Origin of the sequence: Promicromonospora sp. NPDC050262 (assembly GCF_040655935.1) — a bacterium.
Classification (GTDB): domain Bacteria; phylum Actinomycetota; class Actinomycetes; order Actinomycetales; family Cellulomonadaceae; genus Promicromonospora.
In genome coordinates this window covers 20945-45045 of sequence record NZ_JBFAKX010000006.1, presented here as the reverse complement: position 1 = coordinate 45045, position 24101 = coordinate 20945, and the positions used below count along the sequence as shown (strand labels likewise).

19 protein-coding genes are annotated in these 24101 nt (G+C 72.4%); 5 read left to right on the top strand and 14 right to left on the bottom strand.

Going from position 1 to position 24101, the window contains the following annotated elements; translation table 11 throughout:
• Positions 1-104: 104 nt before the first annotated feature.
• From AB0I29_RS11195 to dnaK, 4 genes are all read right to left on the bottom strand, one after another.
• A complete protein-coding gene (locus AB0I29_RS11195; protein WP_285107835.1) occupies positions 105-557 on the bottom strand; it encodes a MerR family transcriptional regulator in 453 nt (150 codons plus the stop codon).
• 89 nt (positions 558-646) lie between these two features.
• Entirely contained in the window at positions 647-1651 is a 1005-nt protein-coding gene (locus AB0I29_RS11190) for a DnaJ C-terminal domain-containing protein (RefSeq protein ID WP_357481539.1), read from the bottom strand.
• Between the two features lie 76 nt (positions 1652-1727).
• Positions 1728-2390 carry a nucleotide exchange factor GrpE gene (grpE, locus tag AB0I29_RS11185; RefSeq protein WP_285107831.1) on the bottom strand — a complete coding sequence of 221 codons (663 nt, stop codon included), beginning with the start codon at positions 2388-2390 and terminating at the stop codon, positions 1728-1730.
• Positions 2387-4252 (bottom strand): molecular chaperone DnaK, encoded by a 1866-nt coding sequence (dnaK, locus tag AB0I29_RS11180; RefSeq protein WP_285107829.1) that lies wholly within the window; start codon positions 4250-4252, stop codon positions 2387-2389. The genes grpE and dnaK overlap by 4 nt, the downstream gene beginning before the upstream one ends.
• 150 nt (positions 4253-4402) lie before the next feature.
• On the opposite strand from dnaK, the gene AB0I29_RS11175 reads away from it, so the two are divergent.
• Entirely contained in the window at positions 4403-4945 is a 543-nt protein-coding gene (locus AB0I29_RS11175) for a GNAT family N-acetyltransferase (RefSeq protein WP_285107827.1), read from the top strand.
• Between the two features lie 220 nt (positions 4946-5165).
• Positions 5166-5438 (top strand): hypothetical protein, encoded by a 273-nt coding sequence (locus AB0I29_RS11170; protein ID WP_026366117.1) that lies wholly within the window; start codon positions 5166-5168, stop codon positions 5436-5438.
• A gap of 1 nt (position 5439) precedes the next feature.
• Here AB0I29_RS11170 and AB0I29_RS11165 read toward each other — a convergent pair whose 3' ends face one another.
• The 8 genes from AB0I29_RS11165 to AB0I29_RS11130 all read right to left on the bottom strand — a co-directional run bounded on the left by AB0I29_RS11165 (position 5440) and on the right by AB0I29_RS11130 (position 16391).
• Positions 5440-6579: a dipeptidase gene (locus AB0I29_RS11165; RefSeq protein ID WP_357481536.1), complete on the bottom strand. Its 1140-nt coding sequence runs from the start codon at positions 6577-6579 to the stop codon at positions 5440-5442.
• Between the two features lie 10 nt (positions 6580-6589).
• Positions 6590-6985: a hypothetical protein gene (locus AB0I29_RS11160; RefSeq protein WP_357481534.1), complete on the bottom strand. Its 396-nt coding sequence runs from the start codon at positions 6983-6985 to the stop codon at positions 6590-6592.
• 93 nt (positions 6986-7078) lie between these two features.
• A complete protein-coding gene (locus AB0I29_RS11155; protein ID WP_357481532.1) occupies positions 7079-10132 on the bottom strand; it encodes a S8 family serine peptidase in 3054 nt (1017 codons plus the stop codon).
• A 156-nt stretch (positions 10133-10288) separates the two neighbouring features.
• A complete protein-coding gene (locus tag AB0I29_RS11150) occupies positions 10289-10645 on the bottom strand; it encodes an RNA-binding S4 domain-containing protein (protein WP_285107820.1) in 357 nt (118 codons plus the stop codon).
• 98 nt (positions 10646-10743) lie between these two features.
• Positions 10744-13158 (bottom strand): glycoside hydrolase family 3 N-terminal domain-containing protein, encoded by a 2415-nt coding sequence (locus AB0I29_RS11145; protein ID WP_357481529.1) that lies wholly within the window; start codon positions 13156-13158, stop codon positions 10744-10746.
• 53 nt (positions 13159-13211) lie between these two features.
• Entirely contained in the window at positions 13212-14111 is a 900-nt protein-coding gene (locus tag AB0I29_RS11140) for a carbohydrate ABC transporter permease (RefSeq protein ID WP_357481527.1), read from the bottom strand.
• On the bottom strand, positions 14108-15067 hold the full coding sequence (locus tag AB0I29_RS11135) for a sugar ABC transporter permease (RefSeq protein WP_285107814.1): 960 nt from the start codon (positions 15065-15067) through the stop codon (positions 14108-14110). Before AB0I29_RS11135 ends, AB0I29_RS11140 begins: the two co-directional genes overlap by 4 nt.
• Before the next feature lie 4 nt (positions 15068-15071).
• On the bottom strand, positions 15072-16391 hold the full coding sequence (locus AB0I29_RS11130; RefSeq protein WP_285107813.1) for an extracellular solute-binding protein: 1320 nt from the start codon (positions 16389-16391) through the stop codon (positions 15072-15074).
• Between the two features lie 182 nt (positions 16392-16573).
• Between AB0I29_RS11130 and AB0I29_RS11125 the strand changes: the two genes are divergently transcribed.
• A complete protein-coding gene (locus tag AB0I29_RS11125) occupies positions 16574-17680 on the top strand; it encodes a LacI family DNA-binding transcriptional regulator (protein WP_357481524.1) in 1107 nt (368 codons plus the stop codon).
• Positions 17681-17738: 58 nt separating this feature from the next.
• The gene (locus AB0I29_RS11120) at positions 17739-18884 is read left to right on the top strand and encodes a GNAT family N-acetyltransferase (protein WP_357481522.1); all 1146 of its coding nucleotides are present in this window, start codon (positions 17739-17741) and stop codon (positions 18882-18884) included.
• A 52-nt stretch (positions 18885-18936) separates the two neighbouring features.
• Here the strand turns inward: AB0I29_RS11120 and AB0I29_RS11115 are convergent, their stop codons facing one another.
• Complete coding sequence (locus tag AB0I29_RS11115) at positions 18937-21273, bottom strand: glycoside hydrolase family 3 C-terminal domain-containing protein (protein ID WP_357481520.1); 2337 nt, start codon at positions 21271-21273, stop codon at positions 18937-18939.
• Positions 21274-21375: 102 nt separating this feature from the next.
• On the opposite strand from AB0I29_RS11115, the gene AB0I29_RS11110 reads away from it, so the two are divergent.
• A complete protein-coding gene (locus AB0I29_RS11110; RefSeq protein ID WP_357481518.1) occupies positions 21376-22500 on the top strand; it encodes a GNAT family N-acetyltransferase in 1125 nt (374 codons plus the stop codon).
• 38 nt (positions 22501-22538) lie between these two features.
• Here AB0I29_RS11110 and AB0I29_RS11105 read toward each other — a convergent pair whose 3' ends face one another.
• The gene (locus AB0I29_RS11105; RefSeq protein ID WP_357481516.1) at positions 22539-24032 is read right to left on the bottom strand and encodes a M81 family metallopeptidase; all 1494 of its coding nucleotides are present in this window, start codon (positions 24030-24032) and stop codon (positions 22539-22541) included.
• Between the last annotated feature and the right edge of the window lie 69 nt (positions 24033-24101).

Here is a 24101-nt window from a genome sequence, read left to right as displayed (position 1 = left end):
GGCAGATCGCGTAGAGCAAGGAATGCCTTACCTATACTCCTGCGAGCATTCTTGATTAACGAAAGAATGGCATCGCTGAAATCAGCCACGCACCGAGGACGCGCTTACTCCTCGCGCCGCGGAGCCGGACGCCAGAGCACCACGGCGCCCCCGCCGGTGGCGCGGTGCTCCAGGTCCACGCGCACGGCCGCGCTGCGGACGCGCTGACCACGCTGGACCACCACGACGTCGCCCGCCGCCGGTCCGGCGGCGAACACGCGCCCCTCCTCCTGGACCCGCATCAGCAGGTCGCCGAGGCGCTCCTCCAGCACGGAGACGTGCGCCTCCAGGTCGAGGATGCGCTTGATCCCGGCGAGGTTGATGCCCTCGCCCTGGGCGAGCCGCTGCACCTGCAGCAGGCGCGCCACGTCGCGGCGCGAGTACCGGCGGCCGCGGCCGCGCGTGCGCCGGGGCACCACCAGGCCGAGGCGGTCGTACTGCCGCAGCGTCTGCGGGTGCATGCCCGCGAGCTCGGCGGCCTTGGACACGGTGAGCACGGGTGTGTCGTCGTCGACCATGCGCACCTCCCAAGTCTCTCTTGCACTGTTGGTGCGGGCAGGTTAGCCGAACCCGGTGCGGCAGGGCAGCCGCCCCACCGCACCGGCCGTCACTCCGCCGCCCGCGCGGCCAGCCCGGCGCGCACGTCCTCGCCGTCGCTCTCGGCGGCGAACGTCTCGAGCGCCTGCCTGGCCTTCTTGCTGAGCTTCTGCGGCACGGCCACCTGCACCGTGAAGAGCAGGTCGCCGGTCGCCTTCGCCGTCCGCACGCCACGGCCCTTGACGCGCAGCACCCGGCCCGACGGCGTGCCCGCGGGCACCTTGAGCCGCACGGTGGCGCCGTCCAGGGTGGGCACCTCCAGCGTGGTGCCGAGCGCCGCCTCCACGAACGTGACGGGCACGGTCATGCGCAGGTCCATGCCGTCCAGCGTCCAGACCGGGTGCGGCGTGACGTGCACCGTGACCACGAGGTCACCCGCCGGGCCCCCGGCGACCCCCGGCCGGCCCTTGCCGCGCAGCCGGATCTTCTTGCCGTCGTTGATCCCCGCGGGGATCCGGGCCGTGATGGTGCGGCCGTTGACCTCGAGCTCCGCCGTCGTGCCCTCCACGGCCGCCCGGAACGGCAGCGTGACCTGGGCGACGACGTCCGCGCCCGGAGTCGGCGAGGCGTACCCGGTGGTCCCCGCGCCGTAGGCCGTCCGGCCTCCGCCGAACATGGAGCCGAGGATGTCCTCGAAGCCCGCGCCGCCGTTCCCGCCCTGCGAGTAGCGGACGCGCGGCCCGCCCCGGCCGCCCTGGGCGCCACCGAACATGGCACCCATGATGTCCTCGAAGCCACCGGCACCGGGTCCGCCGGGGCCGGCCGAGAAGCGAGCCCCGCCCGCCATGGCGCGCACGGCGTCGTACTGGCGGCGCTGCTCCGCGTCGGAGAGCACCGCGTAGGCCTCGCCGATCTCCTTGAACTTGGACTCCGCCGCCGCGTCCCCCTGGTTCTGGTCGGGGTGGTACTGGCGCGCGAGCTTGCGGTAGGCCTTCTTGATGGCCGCGTCGTCGGCGTCCTTGGACACGCCCAGCACGGCGTAGAAGTCCTTCTCCATCCAGTCCTGACCGGTCATGGCACCTCCTTCCGCAGTGTGCTCCCGGCGGCCGGGCCCGCCCTGTCAGGGTCGGGCCCGGCCACCGGGAACGGGACTACTCCGGTCCGACGACACCCACGCGCGCCGCCCGGACCACCTTGTCGCCGATCTTGTACCCGGGCTCCACCACGAGGTTCACCGTGGCGGCCGTCGCGTCCGCGTCGGTCGAGTGCATGAGCGCCTCGTGCAGGGTGGGGTCGAACTCCTCCCCCACCTTGCCGAACCGCTCGACGCCGAACTTCTGCAGGCTCTGGTCGAGCTTCTCCGCGATCGCCGCCATGGGACCGCTCAGCTCGCCGTGCTGCTTCGCGCGCTCGACGTCGTCGAGCACGGGCAGCAGCGCCGCCAGCACGTCCTGCACGCCCCGGTCCCGCGCGGCCTCCTGGTCGCGCAGCGCCCGGTTGCGGTAGTTCGTGAAGCTGGCCCGCTCGCGCTGCAGCGCGTCCAGGTGCTCCGCCGCCTCGGCCTTCGCCTTGAGGACCTCGGACGCCTCGGCGGCTTCACCGGAGGGCTCGAAGTCGAGCCCGGCCAGCGGGTCCCTGGCGTCCTGCGCGGACGGCTCGGCGGCCTCGGGCTCGGCCGTCTCGTCCGCCGGAGCGGGCTCGACCGGCTGCGCCTCGTCGCCGGAGGCGTTCACCTTGCGCTTGTCCGTGAACTGGAAGGGGTGCTCCCCCGAGCCCTCGGGCTCGGGGGGTCCCTGCTGGTGCTCGTCCGTCACTTGCGCTCGTCCTCGTCGTCCACGATCTCGGCGTCCACGACGTCCTCGTCCTTGGCGGACTGGGCGTTCGCCGTCTGCGGGGCGCCCTCGGCACCCTGCGCCGCCGGCTGCTCGGCCGCGTACAGCGCCTCGCCGATCTTCTGCGACGACGCGCCGAGCTTCTCGTACGAGCTCTTCACGGCGTCGGCGTCCTCACCCTCGAGCGCGGACTTCACGGCGGCGATGTCCGCCTCGACCTCCGAGACGACCTCGGCCGGGAGCTTGTCGCGGTTGTCCGCGATCTGCTTCTCCATGGAGTACGCGAAGGCCTCGGCCTGGTTGCGGGTGTCCGCCTCCTCGCGCCGCTTCTTGTCCTCCTCGGCGTGCAGCTCGGCGTCCTTGACCATGCGGTCGATGTCGTCCTTGGGGAGCGCGGAGCCGCCCGTGATCTTCATCGACTGCTCCATGCCCGTACCGCGGTCCTTGGCGGACACGTGCACGATGCCGTTCGCGTCGATGTCGAAGGTGACCTCGATCTGCGGCACGCCGCGCGGGGCCGGCGCGATGCCGGTGAGCTCGAAGACGCCCAGCGGCTTGTTGTCGCGGGTGAACTCGCGCTCGCCCTGGAACACCTGGATCGCCACCGACGGCTGGTTGTCGTCCGCCGTGGAGAAGACCTCGCTGCGCTTGGTCGGGATCGCGGTGTTGCGCTCGATGAGCTTGGTCATCACGCCACCCTTGGTCTCGATGCCGAGGGACAGCGGGGTGACGTCGATCAGCAGGACGTCCTTGCGGTCACCGGAGATGACACCGGCCTGCAGCACGGCGCCGACGGCGACGACCTCGTCCGGGTTCACGCCCTTGTTGGGCTCGCGGCCACCGGTGAGCTCCTTGACGACCTCGGTCACGGCGGGCATGCGGGTGGAACCACCCACGAGCACCACGTGGTCGATGTCGGAGACGGAGATGCCGGCGTCGCGGATCACGGCGTGGAACGGCGCCTTGGTGCGGTCGATGAGGTCCTGCGTCATCTGCTGGAACTGAGCGCGCGTGAGCTTCTCGTCCAGGTGGATGGGGCCGTTCTCGCTCATCGAGAGGTACTGCATCGAGATGTTGGTGCTCGTCGCGGACGAGAGCTCCTTCTTGGCCTGCTCGGCCGCCTCGCGGAGGCGCTGCAGGGCAATCTTGTCCTTCGACAGGTCGACGCCCGAGGAGTTCTTCACCTGCTTGATGAGGTGCTCCACGACGCGCTGGTCCCAGTCGTCACCACCGAGGCGGTTGTCGCCGGAGGTGGCGCGCACCTGGATGGTCGAGAAGTCGTCCTCATCCTTGCCCACCTCGAGCAGGGAGACGTCGAACGTGCCGCCACCGAGGTCGAAGACCAGGATGAGCTCGTCCTCCTTGCCCTTCTCCAGGCCGTAGGCGAGCGCGGCGGCGGTGGGCTCGTTGACGATGCGCTTGACGTCCAGGCCGGCGATCTGGCCGGCGTCCTTGGTCGCCTGGCGCTCGGCGTCGTTGAAGTACGCCGGGACCGTGATCACGGCCTCCGTGACGGGCTCGCCCAGGTACTCCTCGGCGTCGCGCTTGAGCTTGCCCAGGATGCGCGCCGAGATCTCCTGCGCGGTGTACTTCTTGTCGTCGATGTCCACCGTCCAGTCGGTGCCCATGTGACGCTTGACCGAGGAGATGGTGCGGTCCACGTTGGTGACGGCCTGCCGCTTGGCGACCTCACCGACCAGGACCTCGCCCGTCTTGGAGAACGCGACCACCGACGGGGTGGTCCGCGAGCCCTCCGCGTTGGCGATGACGGTGGGCTCCCCACCCTCGAGGACCGCCACCACCGAGTTCGTCGTACCGAGGTCGATACCTACTGCGCGTGCCATGTCTGCTGCCTTCCTTCGACAGATTGAGTCTGCTGCACTCAACTTAAGCCGGTGCTCGCAAGGAAGCAAGCTGACCCTCGCAAAGTTGAGTCCACTTCACTCAACTACGGGCGTGGCTGAAAAGTTCCCGGCAGGATTATCGTGAGCAGCATGCCCTTCCATGCCGCCCTGACGGCCGACGTCGTGCTGCGCGAGCTCAGCAAGGACGATGCCGTCGCACTCGCCGACGCCTATGCCCGCAACCGAGAGCACCTCGCCCCGTGGGAGCCCGAGCGGCCCGAGGAGTTCTACACCGCCGACTGGCACCGGGAGCGCCTGTGGACCCAGGTCCTGGAGAACTCGACCGGCCGCGCGCTGTACACCGTGCTCGAGTCGGACGGCCTGATCGTGGGCCGGCTGAACCTCACCGACGTGGTGCACGGGGCCTTCGAGAACGGGCACCTCGGCTACTGGCTGGACGCCGGGTTCACCGGGCGCGGCCTGATGACCCGGGCCGTCGAGGCGCTCGTGGCCCATGCCCGGGACGAGCTGGGCCTGCACCGCCTGCAGGCGGCCACGCTGCCGCACAACACGGCGTCGCAGGCGGTGCTGACGCAGGTCGGCTTCGAGCAGATCGGGTTCGCGCCCAGCTACCTCAAGATCGCCGGCGAGTGGCAGGACCACGTCGTGTTCCAGCTCATCCTGCACGGCTAGCCGCGCACCGCCGATCTCCGCACGAACGATTCCGCACAGCGGAATCTCATCGGCGGGCCGCAGCAATTCGCCCCTGTCAACAGGCGCGACGCCCTGACGTGCGGTACACAAGGGTGCACGGCCGAGGCCACAGGGGGTGGGGCATCGGACGAGTACCCCGCGGGCCTGCCCGCGGGTGGCTGATGCCCGGGACTCCGGGCCCCGACCGGGGGAGACCACCATGGCAAGCATCCACGGGAGCTCGTTGTCGATCGCGCTCCTGACAGCGCTGCTCGATCCCGAGGAGGACGGTCTCAGATCACCTCACGTCCAGGACCTGTTGCAGGAGGCGCTCGAGACGCGCGAGGACGCACGCGACGTGATCGTCGCGCTGCTCGCGTCGTCCGGGTCGATGCTGCGGCAGATCAGCTACCACAACGAGCAGGAACCGCTCGAGTCGCTGCAGAAGGTGGCCCTGGGCTTCCAGCGCAAGGTGGTCCAGCTCCCGAGCTGAGTCAGCCCACCACGGTCCGGGCCGCCACCGACTCCGCGTCACGCAGCACCCGCAGCGTGTTGCCGCTGGTCAGCTTGCCGAGGTCGGCGTCGGACCAGCCGTTGTCCGCCAGGGCCGCGAGCAGGCGCGGGTAGCCCGTGACGTCCTCCAGGCCCTCGGGCAGGTTGGGCGTGCCGTCGTAGTCGCCGCCGAGGCCCACGTGGTCGACGCCGGCGACCTCCCGGACGTGCTCGACGTGCGCGACGACGTCGGACAGGGTGCTGCGCGGCTGCGGGTGCTCGTCGCGCCACCGCGCCATGAACGGCTCGAACGCCCCGAGGTCCGTGTTCGCGATCCCCTCCTCCGCGGCGGCCCGGGCGCCCTCGGCCCGCCACTCCGCCACGGCGGGCGACACGAACTGCGGCACGAACGTCACCATGCACACGCCACCGTTGGCGGCGAGGGTGCCGAGCACGTCGTCGGGCACGTTGCGGGGGACGTCGCAGACGGCGCGGGCGCTGGAGTGGCTGAAGATCACGGGGGCCGACGTGACCCGCAGCGCGTGCCGCATGGTGCCCGCGGAGGTGTGCGAGAGGTCCACCAGCATGCCGATGCGGTTCATCTCGCGCACCACGTCCTCACCGAACGGCGAGAGGCCGCCCAGCACCTCCTCGTCGGTGGCGGAGTCCGCCCACGGCACGTTGTCGTTGTGCGTGAGGGTCATGTAGCGCACGCCGAGGGCGTGCAGCATGCGCAGCGCGCCCAGCGACCCGTCGATCGAGTGGCCGCCCTCGGCGCCCATGAGGCTCGCGATGCGGCCGTCGCTCCAGGCCTGCTCGACGTCGGCGGCCGTGCGGGCGAGCCGCAGGCTGTCCGGGTACCTCTCGACCAGACGGTGCACACAGTCGACCTGCTCGAGCGTGGCCGTCACGGCGGCGCCGCCCTGGAGCTTCGAGGGCACGTACACGGACCAGAACTGGGCGCCCACGCCGCCGTCGCGCAGGCGGGGCAGGTCCGTGTGGGTGGTGGTGAGCCGCTGGGCGATGTCGACCGCGTCGAGGTCGTAGGACGACTGCTCGCGCAGCTCCCACGGGAGGTCGTTGTGCCCGTCCCAGACGGGGTGCTTCTCGAGGAGCGCGGCGAGGCGGTCTGCGGTCGTCATGCGGGCGACGCTACCGCGCCGCCCGGACCCTGCTGAGCCGCACCTGGAGCTCGTAGGTGGTGAGGAGCTCGCCCGCGTGCCGCACGAGCAGACCCGTCCGGGCGTCGACGTGCTCCAGGTCGGTCTGCTGGGTCGCGACGGTCGTGTACCCGGCCCGCGCCTCCCGCACCTGCCGCCGGGCCGCCGACCGGTCGAGCAGGCCGCCCGCTGCGATCCCGGCGACGGCGACCGCTGAGGGCACCAGCGCCCAGGCCCAGAGCCGCGCATCGAGGAAGAGCAGGACCAGCACGAGGACGGCGGCGGTCATCCCGGCCACCGTCGCGCCGAGCGAGAGCCCTGCGAGCTCGGCCTCGGACCTGCCGGGCAGGACGTCGCGCCGGATGCCGGGGTGCCACGTGTCGGCCAACGTGCCTCCAGGTCTCCGTGCGGACGGGTCTCGGCAAACAGGTCAGGCCCGCAGGTCACCCCTCGGTGACCTGCAGGCCTGACGGTAGCGACGTCAGCTCACCCGCTGCCAGGTGCAGTTGCCCGTCTCGAACCCCTTGGCCGTGGACGGCAGCGTGACCGTCGTCGGCTCGGTCACGGAGGCGTACTCCACGAGCTGGTCACGGTTCGCGTCGGCGGTGAACTCCTTCATGATCGCGTAGTAGCAGCCGCCCCCCTCCCCGTCGGCCGGTCCGGTGGTCACGTAGGTGCCGCGCTGGAGCTGGTCGCCGAGCACGTAGACGCCGTTGTTGAACGTGCGCGTCTTCGGCGCCGCCATACCCGAGTAGTACTTGCTCCACGCGCCGCAGTCGTCGGACCAGAAGCCGTAGTCGGTCGACTTCACGGTGGCGATCCGCTGGCCGAACCCGTAGTCCCAGCCCAGGACCTCCGAGCGGGACTCACGCTGCCAGGAGCAGAAGCGTGTGCCCGCCTGGGCCACGTAGGTGCCCGCGGGGACGCTGCCGCTGCCCACGAGGTACCCGCCGTTCGCGGGGATCGTCGCGGCCGGCTTGGCGACGGCGCCGGTGGGGCCACCGGTCCGGACGACGGTCGCGTACCCGAACTTCCGGGCGGTCACCACCACCGAGATCTTCTTGCCGAGCTGCGGGCCCTTGACGGTGTACGACGAGCTGGTGGCGCCCGAGATCGGGACGCTGTCGGCGAGCCACTGGTAGGTGAACGCGGGCGACGGCTTCCAGGTACCGGTCTTGACCGTGAGCTTCGCGCCTACCCGGGCGCTGCCCGAGATGGTCGGCGTGGGCGACGCCGAGAACTTGGCGTCGACCGTGGAGTGGGCCGAGGTCACGGACTTCGTCGAGATGCCCGGGCGCTTGCCCGTCACGGTCACCGTGAGCTTGCGCCCGTCGTACGACGTCGGGATCTTGAACGTCGACCTCGTCGCGCCGGAGATGTTCTTGCCGTCGACCTTCCACTGGTACGTGGTGGTGGTGCGCGCGGGCGTGGCCGGCGGGGCGACCGCGGACACGGTGGCGCCCGGGTAGGACATCCCGGAGATGCGCGGCGCGGCCATCACGAACGCGCCGTAGCCCACCGTGACGGCCGGGCTCGTGCGCGACTCGGGCGTGTAGCCCGCCCGCTTGCCGGAGATCGTGACGGTCAGCTGCTTGCCGCGGTGCGTGCTGGTGGGCACGAAGGTGAACCCGGTGGCGCCGGAGATCGCCGTGCCGTTCGCGAACCACTGGTACGTGAACGTGGTGCCCGAGGTCCAGGCGCCCGACTTCGCGTAGAGGGTGGTGCCCACCTTGGCGGTCGGGCTGATCGTCGGGGCGGTGGAGGCGAGGTCACCGATGCCGATGGTCTCGGTGGGCTCGCTGGTCACCGCGGTCGGGAGGTGGCCGGGAGCCGAGCCGACGACGGTCACGGTGATCCGCGCGCCCGCGTCCGCCGGCTGCGGCTGGTACAGGAACCTGTTCGCGCCGGAGATCATCGCGCCGTCACGACGCCACTGGTAGGTGAAGTCGGCCACCGGGTCCCAGACCGGGTCCGGGTCCACGACCAGCGCGCCGCCCACGGAGGGCTCGATCGCGTGGATCACGGGTGCGGGCGTGGCGGTGAAGCTCTGCGACTGCGCCAGCTCGTACGCCGCGAGGACGTCGAGCTTGCCCTCGCCCCACACGTTGTTGTCGTCGGCGGTGCCGCCGCAGGAGGTGTTGTTCACGTCGGCCGCGGAGCCGTCCAGGATCGCGCGGGTGGCGGGCACGTTGCCCACCAGCGCCGGCACGGCGTCCCACAGGAGCGCGACGGCGCCCGCGACGTGCGGTGCGGCCATCGACGTGCCGTCCCACCGCTCGTACCCGCCGCCGGGGACGGCCGAACGGACCGAGCTGCCGGGCGCGGCGATGTCGGGCTTCACGGTCCCGCTCTGCCCCGGACCGCGCGAGGAGTACGAGGCGATGGTGCCCGTGGGCGTGAACGCGCCGACCGAGTACGACGCCTGCCGCGAGCCCGGGCTGCCGGAGGACTCGCAGCCGAACTCGCCGTCGTTGCCGTTGGACCAGGTGCTGAAGATGCCCGCCGCCTCCCAGGCGCCGATGACGTCCTCCATGAACGGGTCAACCGACAGCGACAGGCCCCACGAGTTGTTCACGACGTGCGGGCGCTTGGCCGGGTCGGGGCCGGTGCCGTCGAGACGGGTCGGCGCCAGGAGCCACTGCCCGGACGCGATGAGCATGGCGTCCGCGCAGTCGTCGGCGCAGCCGTTCGCCGCGATCCACTGCGCACCGGGGGCGACGCCGATGTTCATCGCGCCGTCGTCGGTGCCGACCATGGTGCCCATGGTGTGCGTGCCGTGCCCGTCGTCGTCCCGGGGGCTGGTGGCGCCGGCGCCCGTGGAGTCGAACCAGTTGTAGTTGCTGCCCGACGTCGCGCCGCGGTACTGCGCGGACAGCGCCGGGTGGGTGCGGCTCACGCCGGTGTCCAGGCCGGCCACGACGATGCCGTCGCCGGTGAAGCCCTCGGCCCACATGTCGTCGGCGTTGATCGCCCTGATGCCGTACGTCGAGGTGGCCGCCGCGTCGGGCACGGCGCCGTCCGTCGACTCGGGCTCCTCGAGCGCGTGGCGCGTCGTCGGGCGCACCTCCAGGACCTGCGCGTCCGCCGCGAGGTCGGTCGCCAGCTCGAGCGAGCCGTCCTCGACGAGGATCGCGTTGGTGGCCCAGTACGAGGTGTACTCGGTGCCGGACTCCTCCAGGGCGGCGATCGCCTGCTCCTGGGACGCCTCGGCGGCCGCCTTGAGGGTCTCGTACACGTAGTCGCCGCGCTCGGACCAGCTCGTGATGCCGCCGGCCGCCGACAGGTCGGTCTCGCCGGCGAACCGCAGCCAGAAGTCGGTCTCTTCCTCGGCGCGGAACGCCTTGGTGGCCGCGGTGGTGATCTTGTCCGCCGGGTCGACGGCGCTGCGCGCCACCTGCGGGGCCGCGGCGGGCCGGGACGACGGTCCGCCGTCGTCGGCGGGGTCGGGCGCCGCGACGGCCGCGGCCGGGGAGGCGAGGAACGCGACGGTCGCCGCGGAGGCGACGGCGCGGGTCACTAACGTGCGACGAGACATAGGGCCGCTCCGAAAGGGTGAGGGGTGCCCCGTCACGGGCGGAGACCCCGCCGGCCACGGCAGGGAAGACAGCCGCACACTAGCGGCCGGACCGCCCGCAGACCGCTTAAACTGCCAGAAATCACCCGTTCGGGCTCCCGGCGGGGGGAAGCGCTCTCAGCGCCGTCCGCGCAGCCGGTCGATGTCGCGCCGCTCCCGCTTGGTGGGCCGCCCGGTGCCGCGGTCGCGCAGCCCGACGGCCTCGCGCTCCACCCGCGTCGGCAGGGCGGGGCTGTGGTCCAGGTACGCCTTGACCGCCAGGGGTGCTCCCACGCGCTTGAGCAGCAGCTCGACGACCTCGATGTCCCGGTCCCGGAGCGGGTCGCGCCACGTCACCCGGTCGCCGACGGCGACGGACGCCGACGGCTTGGCCACCTTGTCGTTGATCCGGACCCGGCCGCTCCGGCACAGCTCCGCCGCGACCGACCGGCTCTTGGTCAGCCGCACCGCCCACAGCCAGACGTCGATGCGCACCGCCCCATCCTCCCACCCCCTCGCCCCTCGTCGAGTGCCGGGTATGTGTTGTTCCCAGGGCCGGGAAGCCACACATACCCAGCACTCGACGAACGGGGTCAGTCGGGCTGGACCCGGACCCAGCGGGCGTCGGCCGGGGTGACCTCGTGCACGTCGCCCGTGATCGCGACCACCCGGCGGGCCGACGGCGGCAGGACGGGCTCGGCGCCGTTCGGCTCGTCCAGGTCGGCGATGCCCTCGGCCACCACCCTGACAACGTTGTCAGCCGCGTGCGCGCCGACCCACACCTCGACGTCCCCGGGCTCGACGATCCGGACCATCTTGCGGTCGCTGAACGCGAACCGCGTGGTCGGCACGTCGAACGCGATGGTCGTCGACTCCCCCGGCGCCAGGTCCACCCGGTGGTAGCCGAGCAGCTGCGTCGTGGGCCGTGCCACCGAGCTCACCACGTCGTGCCCGTAGAGCTGCACGACGTCGGACCCGGCCACCTCGCCCGTGTTCGTCACCGCGACGACGGCGCGGAACGTCCCGCCCGCCTCGACCGACGGGTCCACGGACACGAGCTCGCGCTCGAATGTCGTGTACGACAGGCCGAACCCGAAGGCACGCACCGGCGTCGAGTCGGTCGACGTCACCTCGGACGCCCCGCCCAGGATCGGGTGGAGGTACGAGTAGGGCTGCGCGCCCGCCGACCGCGGCAGCGACACGGGCAGGCGCCCGGACGGGTTCACGCGGCCCGAGAGCACGCCCGCGAGCGCCGTTCCGCCCTCCTCGCCCGGGAAGAACGCCTGGAGCACGGCACCCGGCGTCCGGCCACCGGAGCCGTCGCCGTCGAGCGCCCAGCCGATCGCGTACGGGCGGCCGGTGAGCAGCACCATCACGACCGGCGTGCCGGTGGCGAGCACCGCCTCGACGAGCTCGCGCTGCACGCCGGGCAGGTCGAGCGACTCGCTGTCGTTGCCCTCGCCCACGGTGCCGCGGCCGAACAGCCCGGCCTGGTCGCCCACGACGACGACCGCCACGTCGGCGGCCTCGGCGGCGGCGACGGCCTCGGCGAACCCGGAGGTGTCGTCGCCCTCGACGTCGCAGCCCCGCGCGAACGTGAGCTCGGGCGCGTCCGTGCCGCCGAGCTCCGTGGCCAGGGCCTCGGCGAGGGACGGGATCTCGAACCCTGTGGGCACGCCGGGGTGGTGCGCCAGCACGTGGTTGGCGAACGAGTAGCAGCCCATCAGGGCCTCGGGGCGGTCGGCGTTGGGCCCGATCACGGCCACCCGGGCCGGCTTGTCGTGCCAGGAGCCGAGCGGCAGCACGCCGTCGTTCGCCAGCAGCACCACCGACTCCTCGGCGAGCCGCCGGGCGACGTCGCGGTGCGCGGGCGAGTCGAGGTCCACGACGGCGGGCGGCTCGTCCTCGTACACGTCCGGCTCGAGGAGCCCGAGCTCCTCCTTCTGCTTCAGTGCGCGCAGCACGGCCCGGTCCACGACCTCGACCGGCACCTCGCCGTCCTTGACGAGCGCGGCGAGCGGCTCGAGGTAGGCGTCACCGGAGGGCAGCTCGACGTCGACACCGGCCTGCAGGGCCGCCGCCGCGGCGGCACCCCGGTCGGCGGCGATCGCGTGCATCACGGTGAGGAACGCGACGCCGAAGTAGTCGGCGACCACGACGCCGTCGAACCCCCACTGCTCGCGGAGCAGCTCCGTAAGGTACTCGGCCGACGAGTGCATCGGCACGCCGTCGACGTCGTTGTACGAGGCCATGACGGACCGCACCCCCCCGTCGACCACGGCCATCTCGAAGGGCGGCAGGAAGACGTCGGCGATCTCGCGCGGGCCCGCGCTCACCGGGGCGTGGTTGCGCCCCGCCTTGGACCCGGAGTAGGCGACGAAGTGCTTGAGCGTGGCGTGCACGCCCGCGCCCTGCAGCCCGCGGACGTACGAGGTGCCGACCGTGCCGACGAGGTACGGGTCCTCGCCGATGCACTCGTCGACGCGGCCCCAGCGGGGGTCGCGGACGACGTCGAGCACCGGTGCCAGTCCCTGGTGGATGCCGAGCCCCCGCATGGAGTCGCCGATGAGCCGGCCCATCTCCTCGACGAGCTCAGGGTCGAACGACGCGCCCCACGCGAGCGGCGTCGGGAACGTGGCCGCCTTCCAGGCCGCCAGGCCCGTGAGGCACTCCTCGTGGACCAGCGCGGGGATGCCCAGGCGCGTCTCGCGCTTGATCCGGCGCTGCTCGGCCCAGAGCCACGCGGCGCGCTCCGCCGGGTCCACGGGCCGCGTGCCGTACACGCGGGTGTAGTGCCCCAGGCCGTGCCTGGTGATGTCCGGGAGCGCGGTGGACCCCTGGCCCCCGGCCATCTCGCCCTGCATCGGTGCCACGACGTTGCCGCCCTGGTCCAGCCAGTACCCGACGAGCTGGGCCAGCTTCTCCTCGAGGGTCATCCGTGCGTGCAGGTCGCGCACGCGCTCCGACACCTCGGGCATCGCCCTCAGCGCCACCGGCAGTTCGGTCATCAAACGTTTCCTCTCGTGATCAGGCTGGTCGAAGGCGGGTCCCCGGCGGGGACCTAACCCTTGACCGCCCCCTGCAGCCCGTTGACGATGCGCTTCTGCATGGCGAGGAAGAACACCAGGGCGGGAATCATGGCTAGCGTGGTGAAGGCGAAGACACCGGCGGTGTCGGCGGAGTGCTCCGACGAGAAGTCGGCCACGCCGAGCGGCAGCGTCTTCATGTCCGACTGGAGCAGGAGCAGCGGCAGCAGGTAGGCGTTCCAGGACCCGACGAACGCGAGCACGCCGACCGTGACCATGCCCGGCCCGGACAGCGGCAGCAGGATGCGCCAGAAGAACCCGATGCGGGACGTGCCGTCGAGCTGCGCCGCCTCCTCGAGCTCCTGCGGGATCGCGGCCAGGAACGGCCGCAGGATCACCACGGTCACGGGCAGCGCGAACGCCGCCTGCGGCAGGGCGACGCCGAGCCACGTGTTGCCGAGCTGCAGGTTCTGCGTGATGAGGATGAACAGCGGGACGATCGCCACCGTGGCCGGGAACAGCAGGCCGACGACGAACACCATGAACAGCGCCTCGCGCCCCTTGAACCGGTACCGGGCCAGGGGGTAGGCGGCCATCACGCCGAGCACGACCGTGATCGCGGTGGTCAGCACGGCGATGACCGCCGAGTTGACGGCGTACTGCCAGAAGCTGGCGCTGGTCAGCACGCCCACGTAGTTGTCGAGCACCCACGGGTCCGGCAGGCCCGACGGGTCCTGGGCGATCTGGGCGTTGGTGCGGAACCCACCCAGCACGCCGTAGAGCACGGGTCCCAGGGTCAGGGCCACGACCACCAGGGCGATCGCGTAGACGAGGGGCTGGCTGCCCCCGTTCGAGCGCCGCCTCCGGGCCGGCTCGCGGCCGGTGTTCCGGGCGGTCGGGGCGCTCATGAGCACGTTCGTGGTCGGGGCGCTCACCGGGTCACCTTCTTCCTGCTGCGCTTCACCGTCACCACGTCGGAGCGCGTGTCCCGGCTCAGGACGAGCTGCTGGTAGAGCACCGCCATGACGAGCGCGATGACGAACAGGATCACCGAGGCCGCCCCGGCGATGCCGAAGTTCTGGCTGCGGGTGCCCTGGTTGATGAGGTAGGTCGCCATGGTGGTCGTGGAGTTGGCGGGCCCGCCGCCGGTCAGGATCCACACCATGTCGAAGAGCTGGAGCGAGCCGATCATCGACAGGAACGCCCAGGTGCGCATGGTCGGGCCGAGCAGCGGCACGCTGATCTTGCGCTGCGTCTGCCACCACGAGGCGCCGTCGAGCTGGGCCGCCTCGTACAGCTCCTCGGGGACGCCCTGCAGGCCGGCCAGGAAGAGGATCACGGCCAGGCCGAGGTACTTCCACGTGAGCACGATCAGCACGGTCAGCAGCGCGAGGTCGGGGTCACCGAGCCAGCCCTGCTCCGGCGCCTGGAGGCCGACGGCGCCGAGCAGCCCGTCGATCACGCCGTACTCCGGCTGCAGCAGCTGGAACCAGACCACGCCCGCGATGACCTCGGCGAGCACGTACGGCACGAAGATGATCGTGCGCAGCAGGCCCTGGCCCCACATCTTGCGGTTGAGCAGCAGGGCGATGGCCAGCCCCAGCGGGAGCTGGAGCGCGATCGACCCGCCGACGATGATCAGGTTGTGGACGACGGAGTCGACGAAGACGTCGTCGCCCAGGACGGTCACGTAGTTCCGCAGGCCGACGAAGTCGGTCAGCGGCCCGAAGCCCTTCCAGCGGAACACCGAGAGCTGGACGGCCGTGACGATGGGCCAGACCACGAACAGGGCGAACAGCGCCAGGGCGGGCGTGACGAAGAATGCGATCTCGAGACGCTTGCGCCACGCAGAGCTCACTCTGCCGCGCCCGCCCCGGGCTGGTGCCGTCACCTGCTCACTGCTCCGCTTCGGCCGCTGTCTGGATGGCGTCGACGACGTCCTGCGGGCCCGCCTCGCCGGCGAACATGAGGGCGATCTCGTCGTTCATGGCACCACCGATCGACTGGCCGAGGCGCGTGTCGAGGTAGAGCTGCGTCACGCCGCCGCCGTCGCGCACCGGGATGAGCTGCGCGAGGGTCTCGTTGGCGAGCGAGCCGGTGGCCGTCGGGTTGGTCGGCAGGCCCATGTCGCGCTCGGCGAAGCCCTGCTGGACCTCGTCCGAGAGCAGGTAGTTGGCGAAGTCGACCGCCGCGTCGGGCGCGGAGGCCGAGACGGACCAGGCGTCGCCGCCGCCCATCTGGTCGGCGGGGTCGCCGCCCTGGCCGTCGAACGTCGGGAAGGCGAACCAGCCGAGGAAGTCGGGCACCGCGCCGTCCTCGGTCAGGCCGCCGGCCACGCCGGGCTCCCAGTGACCGGCGAGCTCCATGCCGACCTTGCCGGTCGCGAGCAGGCCGGACGCCGACGTCGGGCCCGACTGCGCCGGGGTGGTGAGGAAGCCCCTGTTGAAGGGCTCCTTGCCGATGATCTCCTCGGTGTGCTCCCCGGCCTTGATGAAGCAGGGGTCGGAGTAGTCGGCGCTCTCGATCGCGGCCTCGACCACGTCGTACGGGCACTCGCGGACCACGCTGTAGTACCAGTAGTGCGCGGCCGGCCACTTGTCACCCGCACCCACGGACAGCGGCGTGGTGCCGGCGTCCTTGAGCTTGTCGAGGTAGCCCTCGAACTCCTCGATGGTCGGGTTCGGCGACACGTCGGTGATACCCGCGGCCTCGAAGAGGTCCTTGTTGTACCAGAAGCCGACCAGGCCGATGGAGTACGGCAGGGCGTACACCTTGTCGTCCACGGTGTACTGGTCGGTGAAGTTCGAGATGTTGCTGATCGTGTCGGCCGAGTCCTCGGTGAGGTCGCGCACGAGACCGGCCTCGACCTCGGCGGCGAGCTCGCCGCCGCCGCGGCTCATGTAGACGTCCGGGATCTGCGACCCGTCGCCGGACTGGAAGGCCGCCTGCAGCTTGGTGAGCATGTCCTCGTGCTGCATGGCCTGGACGTCGACCTTGACGCCCGTGTCGGCCTCGAAGTCCTTGGCGACCTGCTCGTAGTAGGCCTGGCCCTCACCCTGGTTGGAGTTGTGCCACCAGGTGATCTCCTGGGCATCGGCGTTCTGGCTCGTCTCCTCACCACCGGAACCGGAGCCGGCGCCGATGCAGCCGGACAGGACCAGGGCGACGGAGCCGCCGAGCGCGATCAGCGCCGCGCCGCGCGTTTTCCTCATCATTGTGGAATCCCTTGTAAGTCGTCATCGACGGTCGGCAGATGGCTGCCGATTGACGGACGACGAGGTCCGTCAAGCAGGAGCGTGACAGTCTCGCCATGGTTTCGTCAAACGGTTTCGATATCGATTTCGAAACAGATCGGCCCGTCGCACACACCACCTCGCCCGGATGTACTGTCTCTTCCGTGCACAGTGGGACAGACTCACCCGGGTCCACCGCCGGACCGGGTGACGGCGTGACGGACGGCCCCGGGACCCCCGGGCCGTCCGCCACCGAGGAGCGCGCGACCGGCCGCGCCACCATCACCGACGTCGCGCGCGTCGCCGGGGTCTCGGTCGCCACCGTGTCCAAGGTCGTCAACGGCCGGTACGGCGTGGCCGCCGCCACCGCCGAGCGCGTGCTCGGCGTGGTCGCCGACCTGGGGTACGAGTCGTCCCTGGTCGCGCGCAGCCTGCGCCGCCGGCAGACCAACGTGATCGGCGTGCTCGTGGCCGAGTTCGAGCCGTTCAGCACCGAGCTCCTCAAGGGCATCTCCGCCGCGATCGCGGGCACGGGCTACGAGCTCCTCGCCTACTGCGGCGACGCCGGCCGCTCGGACCACGTGGGCTGGGAGCGGCGCTCCCTGTCCCGCCTCGCGGGCACCCTGATCGACGGCGTGGTCATCGTGACGCCCACGCTCGCCCTCCCCCAGCACGACGGCGTGCCCATCGTCGCCATCGACCCGCACACCGGCCCCACGGGTCCGGCCACCGTCGACTCCGACAACCTGGGCGGCGCCCGCACCGCCACCGAGCATCTGATCGGCCTGGGCCACACGCGCATCGGCTACCTGGGCGGACGCGGTGACCTGGAGTCGGCCCGCCTGCGCGAGCTGGGCTTCTTCGAGGCGATGGAGTCCGCGGGACTCACCCCGGACCCGAGCCTGGTGCTGGAGGGCGGCTACCGCCCGGACCGGTCCGACCGGCCCACCCACGACCTGCTCGAACGCCCCGACCGGCCCACCGCGGTCTTCGCCGCGAACGACCTGTCCGCGATCCACGTCATCCAGGTGGCCCAGGAGCTGGGCCTGCGCGTCCCGGAGGACCTGTCCGTCATCGGGTTCGACGACGTCCCCGAGGCCGCCGGGTCCACCCCGCCCCTGACGACGGTGGCGCAGTCCCTGCACGAGATGGGCGCCGAGGCGCTCCGCATGGTCATCGCGATGCTCGAGTCCGGCCCCTCGGCCGGCCACCACACCCGCCTGCCCACGCGGCTGGTGCAGCGGTCGAGCACGGCGCCCCCGTCGGCATAGCCCCGCACGCCGTCGATATTCTCTCGCCGCCCGACGGCGTGCGGGGCACCCTGGTCGTATGACCTCCCCGACCGGCTACGCGCCCGAGCCGACGACGTGGCGCATCCTCGAGGTGGCCGCCGCCCCCGCGACCGACCACCCCGACGCCTGGGCGTACCACGGCATCGCCGCCGTGGACCGCGCCGTCGAGACCGCGAACCTCGGGTACGACGACCTCGCCCGCACCGTGCAGCAGCTCGTCAGCAGCATGCTGCACCAGGAGTACTCCGAGAAGCGGTGCTTCGTCGCCGTCCTGGACCGCGCGGACGGCACCGCGCCGACCGCCGACGACGTCGTCGGTTACGGGTACGCCTCGATGACGCGCGACCACAACACGCACACCGCCGACCTCTACCTGGGCGTCCACCCGGACCACCGGCGCCGCGGGATCGGCAGCGCCCTGGCGGAACAGGCGGAACAGGTGGCGACCGACGCGGGCCGGACCACCTTCTTCAGCTGGTCGCTCTCGGCCCGGGAGGCGACCGACGGCGAGGAGGCGCTGGTGCCGGCCACCGGCGCCGGGCGGCTGCCGTCCGACGCGGCTGGTGTCCGGTTCGCTCTCGGCCGCGGGTACACCCTGGAGCAGGTGGAGCGCATGTCGCGGCTCGACCTGCCGGTGGACCCTGCCACGCTGGCGACGTTCGAGGCGGAGGCGCGCGCGAAGGCCGGCCCCGACTACGTGACGCACACGTGGGAGGGCATCCCCGAGGAGTGGCACGAGGGGTACGCCCAGCTCATGACCCGGATGTCCACGGACGTGCCGCAGGGTGAGCTCGACTTCGGCGAGGAGACCTGGGATGCCGAGCGCGTCCGTGTCTACCTCGAGGAGCGCGAGAGCGGCGGCCAGCGCCTGCTGACCACCCTGGTGGAGCACGTACCGTCCGGCGAGATCGCGGCCGGCACCTCGTTCCTGCTGCAGGACGGCAAGCCGGCGTACGTCTTCCAGGAGGAGACCATCGCGCTCAAGGCCCATCGCGGGCACCGGCTCGGGATGCTCGTCAAGGCGGTGAACCTGCGCGAGCTGGCCGCCCGGTACCCGGACACCGAGCGCGTGCACACGTTCAACGCGGAGGAGAACGCGCACATGCTGAACATCAACGTGTCCCTGGGCTTCCGCCCGTCGGGCGCGGAGGCAGCCCTCCAGAAGCGCCTCCCGACTCGTTGAGTGCTGGACATTCGCCCTATCGAAACGGTTCGAGAGGGCGAATATCCAGCACTCAACGGCGGCGGCGGGCGAGGAGGGTGGCCAGCGGGCCGTTCGCGATCCCGAGCAGGTGGCGGAGCCGACGGTGGGTCACGCCCGAGCCCGGCTGGTACGGGAGCCGTTCCAGGGGCATGGCCTGCGTCATGATCATGACGTCGTCCGACAGGCCCGCCGCCCTGAGCAGCGCGGTGACCGTGGGGCCGACGACGGGGTGCGTCATCGCCTCGCCCACCGAGGACCCCGGTGTGAGCAGATGAGTGACGGCATCCCCCGGCACCTCGACCTCGGCCGCGACGCGCAGGTCGCGGCTCGACGCGCCCACCTCGACGCGGTAGGCGCCGCCCTCCACGTGCCACCGGTCGGCGCGCACGTCCCAGAACGCGAGGTCGGAACGGTCCACGACCAGGTCGACCTCCCGGGACTCCCCCGGCGCCAGGTCGACGACGGCGAACGCGGCCAGCGCACGCGTGGCCCGCGGGACCGCGGATCCCGGCAGGGACACGTAGCACTGGACCACCTCGCGCCCGGCCACGCCGCCGGTGTTGGTGACGGTCAGTCTCGCGGTGAGGCCGACGACGCCGCCGGCCGGCCCGGCGGCGACCGTCAGGTCCGCGTAGGCGAACGTCGTGTACGAGAGCCCGTGGCCGAAGGGGTACTGCACCGCCATGTCCCGCGCGTCGTACCAGCGGTAGCCCACGAAGATGCCCTCGCCGTAGGTGACGTGCAGCCCGGTGCCGGGAAACCTGGTCCACGCGGGGGTGTCCTCGATGCGGAGCGGGACCGTCTCGGCCAGCCTGCCGGACGGGTTGACCCGACCGAACAGGACGTCAGCCGTCGCCCCGCCGCCCGCCTGGCCCAGCAGCCAGCCCTCGACGATCGCGGGCACCCGGTCCGCGAACCCGGACAGCCGCACCACCGAACCGTTGGAGAGCACCACGACCACGCGCGGGTTGACCGCCAGCACCCGGTCCAGCACCTCGAGCTGGGCCGCCGGGAGCTCGATGTGCTCGCGGTCGCGGCCCTCGGCCTCGGCCGACTGCGGCAGGCCCGCGAAGAACAGCACCACCCCGGCGTCGCGGGCCGCGGCGACGGCCTCGTCCGCGAGCGCCTCGTCGGCCGATCCCGCGCCCAGCCCGTATCCCGGTGCGAACACGACGTCGGTCGCCGAGTCGCGGATCGCCGCGAGGGCGTCGTCGACCCGGGTCGGCACGATCTGGGACGAGCCCGCGCCCTGGAACCGCGGCGTCCGCGCGAGCTCGCCGATCACGGCCAGGCGCGTCCGCGGGGCCAGCGGCAGCAGGCCGCCGTCGTTCTTGAGCAGCACGATCGCCCGGCCGGCGGCCTCGCGGGCCAGGGCGTGGTGGGCGTCGTCGTGCCAGGTCTCGGGGTCGTCGCCCCGCTCCGCGAGGGCGGTCCCGGCGGCGGGCCGGGCAGCTCGCGCCGCGAGCGCCAGCGCGACCACCCGGCCTGCCGAGCGGTCGACGTCGGCCGGGTCGAGCGCGCCGGACCGGACGGCGGCGACGATCTCCGCGACCCGGGCCTCGCCGGCCGCGGGCATCTCCAGGTCGAGGCCCGCGCGGATGCCGGCGAGGCGGTCGTGGACGGCGCCCCAGTCGGACATGACCAGCCCCTCGAAGCCCCACTCGCCACGGAGCACGTCGGTGGTGAGCCGGCGGTCCTCGCCGGTGTGCGTGCCGTTGACGCGGTTGTAGGAGGACATGAGCGTGGCGGGCCGCGCCCGGGTCACCACGCGCTGGAAGCCGCGCAGGTAGATCTCGCGCAGGGTGCGCTCGTCGATGTCGGCGGAGACGCGCATGCGCTCGGTCTCCTGGTTGTTCGCGGCGAAGTGCTTGACGCACGCGGCCACGCCGTGGTCCTGGATCCCGGTGACCAGGGCCGCGCCGATCTCCCCGGCGAGCAGCGGGTCCTCCGAGACGTACTCGAAGTTGCGCCCGCACAGCGGGCTGCGCTTGATGTTGATACCCGGGCCGAGCACCACGTCGACGTCGCGCTCCCGGGCCTCGGCTGCCACGGCGGCCCCGACGCGCGCCACGAGGGCGACGTCGAAGGTGCTGCCCAGCGCCACCGCGGGCGGAAAGCACGTGGCCGGGAGCGCCCCCTCGATGTCGCCGACGTCGGGGGCGAGCCGTCGCACGCCGTGCGGCCCGTCGGCGACGTAGACCGGCGGGACGCCGGGCGCCTCGGCGGCGGACCAGAACGAGGCCCCGGACAGGAGCCGGGCCTTCTGCTCGACGGTCAGCTTCCGGACGATCGCCGCCGGGTCGGCCGGACCGGCGGCCGGGGCAGGCGCAGAGACCCCGGCGGCCCGGGCGCGCGACTTCTTCGTCATGCGGTCACGCTAGCGGCCAGGCGTGCCAGGTCCAGGCGCGCCGGGTCCAGCGGTGCCGAATAAAGTCGTGCGCCCCCGGAGCGCCGGGAGCACCCTGGGTCCATGAGCACACCCCCTGCAGCACCCGCCCCGGCGACGTCGGCGTGGCGGCTCATGACCCCGCCCCACGCGACCTCGCTCGACGAGGCCGACGCCTGGGCGTACCGCGGCATCGCGGAGCTGCACGCCGCGGCCGCGGTCGTGGATCTCGGCAACGCGGACGCCGCTCCGACGCCGATCGGGATCCTGGTCGGGATGAACAACCAGAGCTACGTGCGCAAGCTGCGGCAGATCGCGGTGGTGGACACGCCCGCCGGACCGCAGGTGGTGGGCGAGGCGACGGTGTTCCTGCAGGTCCGCGCCAACCCCGAGCTGGCGATCGGCGGCATCGTGGTGCACCCGGAGCACCGGCGGCGCGGCATCGCCTCGGCCCTCGCGCAGTGGTCGCGCGACACGGCCCGGGCGGAGGGCCGGACGTCGTTCATGACGTACGTCGACTTCGGCCCGGAGAAGCCGGCGGGCGAGACGCTGACCCCGGCGTCGGGCAGCGGCGAGGTCGCCGCGGACCTGCCGGGCGTCCTGCTCGCGCAGAAGCTGGGCCTGACGCTCCAGCTCGTCGAGCGCCGCTCCCGGATCGACCTGCCGGTGCTGCCGGAGGCGGTGTCCCGCTTCGAGGCCGAGTCCCGTGCCGTGGCGGGCGACGCGTACCGCGTCCACACCTGGACGGCGCCCACGCCGGAGGAGTGGATCGAGCAGTATGCCGCCCTGGAGCAGGCGCTGTCCGACGACGAACCGCGCGGCGGCCTGGACGTCGAGTCCGACGTCTGGGACGTGGAGCGGATCCGCACCGAGGAGGCGGCGATCGCCGCCAAGGGCGACCAGTACGTGGTGACGGCGGCCGAGCACGTGGCCACGGGCGAGCTGGTCGCGATGACCATGCTCCAGTGGAACGACCTCCAGCCCGAGCACACCAACCAGCAGGCGACCGTGGTGCTCAGGACGCACCGGGGGCACCGGCTCGGGATGCTCGTCAAGGCCGTGAACCTGCGCGAGCACGCACGCCTGCGCCCGGAGGCGCAGCGGATCTACACCTGGAACAACGAGGAGAACCCGCACATGCTCGCGATCAACATCGCGCTCGGGTTCGTCCCGGCGGGCGGCTGCGCCAACTTCCAGGGCCCGCTCTGACCCGGCCGGCCTGACGCCGGGGAGCGGGCCGGGGCGGGTCAGAGCAGCTCGGGGGTGAGGTCCGGGCCGTCGCCGAACGCGGCGTCGTCGTCGAAGGGCCACACCGGCCCGCCCAGGCCGGTGTGGCGCAGGCGGCGCAGGTCCTGGTCCACGCCGCCGGGCGTGAGCACGAGCATCCAGTCCTCGGCCATCTCGTAGAGCTCGGTCTCGAGATTGCCGATCTTCACCACCACCACGTCGGTGCCCCGGGGGTCCAGGCCGATCGCCGTGAAGTCCGACTCCAGGTGGTACGCCCGGCGCCGCTCGGTGAGGACCACCCGCAGGCCGCCCACCGCCACGACGCACACGATCCCCGCGAGGGGGTCGTCCGCGCGCACGTGCTCGACGACGCCCCGCAGCGTGACCGGTCCGTGCGGGCCGGCGTCGACCCGGGCCCCGGCCTCCACCTCGACGGTGGCGCCCACCCCGGCGGCGGCCACCGTGCGGGCGGCGTCGGCGTCGGGCAGGGCGGCGTAGATCGCGGTGCGGCCGCCGTCGGCGGGCGGGGCCGCGAAGGCGGGCTCCGCCAGGAGCCGCGCGAGGGTCCAGGTCACGTCGCCGGCGCCGCCGGCCATGGGGTTGTCGCCCGTGTCCGACAGGACGAACGGCCGCGCGTCGCTCGCCAGCACGGCCCGCAGGCACTCCTCGTAGGACCCGGCGGGCGCCACGAAGCCGAACTCCGCGCGGGCGTCCCAGTACCGGCGGGCCAGGCGCTCGGCCTCCCGGGAGATGACGGCGTCGTCGTCGCCCATGACCACCACGGCGGCCCGGCAGCGCGGCTCGTCCGCCCACGCGTAGCCGACCCAGACGGAGGCGTCCAGCACGCCGTCCAGCGCCCCGACCCGCGCGACGTCCTCGTAGATGCCCTTCGCGGGCTCCTGCCGGGTGCTCGCCCGCTCGCCCGCCAGCAGCACCGGCACCTGCACCCAGGCCTTGCGCGGCCGCCCCGCCCCGTCGACGCGCCGCAGCAGGTCGGTGGCCGCGCGCTCGCGCGCCTCGTCCTCGTCCTCGTGCGGGGCCGTGCGGTGGCAGGCGATGAGGTCGACGGTCGCGGCGAGGTCCCGGGACACGTTGCCGTGCAGGTCCATGGACGCGGAGACCAGGCAGTCCGGCCCGACGGCGGCGCGCACCGCCCGGGCGAGGTCCGCCTCCGCGTCGGTGTACCCGAGCACGGACATGGCCCCGTGGATCTCCAGCAGCACCCCGTCGAACGGGCCCTGCGCCTCCAGCGCCAGGCCGATCTCGGCGCGGACCGTCTCGTAGACGTCCGCCGGGACCGCGCCGCCCGGCAGCGCCCCGGCCCGCAGGATGCCCACCCACTCGGCCTCCCGGCGCAGGGCGGTGCCGTCCCGCAGGAACGGGTACCGCCGCACGAGCTCGTTGCCGCGCAGCAGGGTGAACGCCTCCCAGCCCGAGCGGTGCGGGGAGAACGTGCTGGACTCGATCGCCATGCCACAGATCGCGATCCGCGGTCGACGGTGGGTACGGGTCACGCGCGCAGTGTAGGCGGGTCGGGTTACTACTTCAGTACATGTCATGACATGTCAGAACCTCAGGTCACC

Bases quoted from the DNA above. Each gene is read 5' to 3' on its own strand.
- AB0I29_RS11195 (WP_285107835.1), bottom strand. From the start codon at position 557: ATGGTCGACGACGACACACCCGTGCTCACCGTGTCCAAGGCCGCCGAG.
- AB0I29_RS11190 (WP_357481539.1), bottom strand. From the start codon at position 1,651: ATGACCGGTCAGGACTGGATGGAGAAGGACTTCTACGCCGTGCTGGGC.
- dnaK (WP_285107829.1), bottom strand. From the start codon at position 4,252: ATGGCACGCGCAGTAGGTATCGACCTCGGTACGACGAACTCGGTGGTG.
- AB0I29_RS11175 (WP_285107827.1), top strand. From the start codon at position 4,403: ATGCCCTTCCATGCCGCCCTGACGGCCGACGTCGTGCTGCGCGAGCTC.
- AB0I29_RS11170 (WP_026366117.1), top strand. From the start codon at position 5,166: ATGGCAAGCATCCACGGGAGCTCGTTGTCGATCGCGCTCCTGACAGCG.
- AB0I29_RS11165 (WP_357481536.1), bottom strand. From the start codon at position 6,579: ATGACGACCGCAGACCGCCTCGCCGCGCTCCTCGAGAAGCACCCCGTC.
- AB0I29_RS11155 (WP_357481532.1), bottom strand. From the start codon at position 10,132: ATGTCTCGTCGCACGTTAGTGACCCGCGCCGTCGCCTCCGCGGCGACC.
- AB0I29_RS11145 (WP_357481529.1), bottom strand. From the start codon at position 13,158: ATGACCGAACTGCCGGTGGCGCTGAGGGCGATGCCCGAGGTGTCGGAG.
- AB0I29_RS11130 (WP_285107813.1), bottom strand. From the start codon at position 16,391: ATGATGAGGAAAACGCGCGGCGCGGCGCTGATCGCGCTCGGCGGCTCC.
- AB0I29_RS11120 (WP_357481522.1), top strand. From the start codon at position 17,739: ATGACCTCCCCGACCGGCTACGCGCCCGAGCCGACGACGTGGCGCATC.
- AB0I29_RS11115 (WP_357481520.1), bottom strand. From the start codon at position 21,273: ATGACGAAGAAGTCGCGCGCCCGGGCCGCCGGGGTCTCTGCGCCTGCC.
- AB0I29_RS11110 (WP_357481518.1), top strand. From the start codon at position 21,376: ATGAGCACACCCCCTGCAGCACCCGCCCCGGCGACGTCGGCGTGGCGG.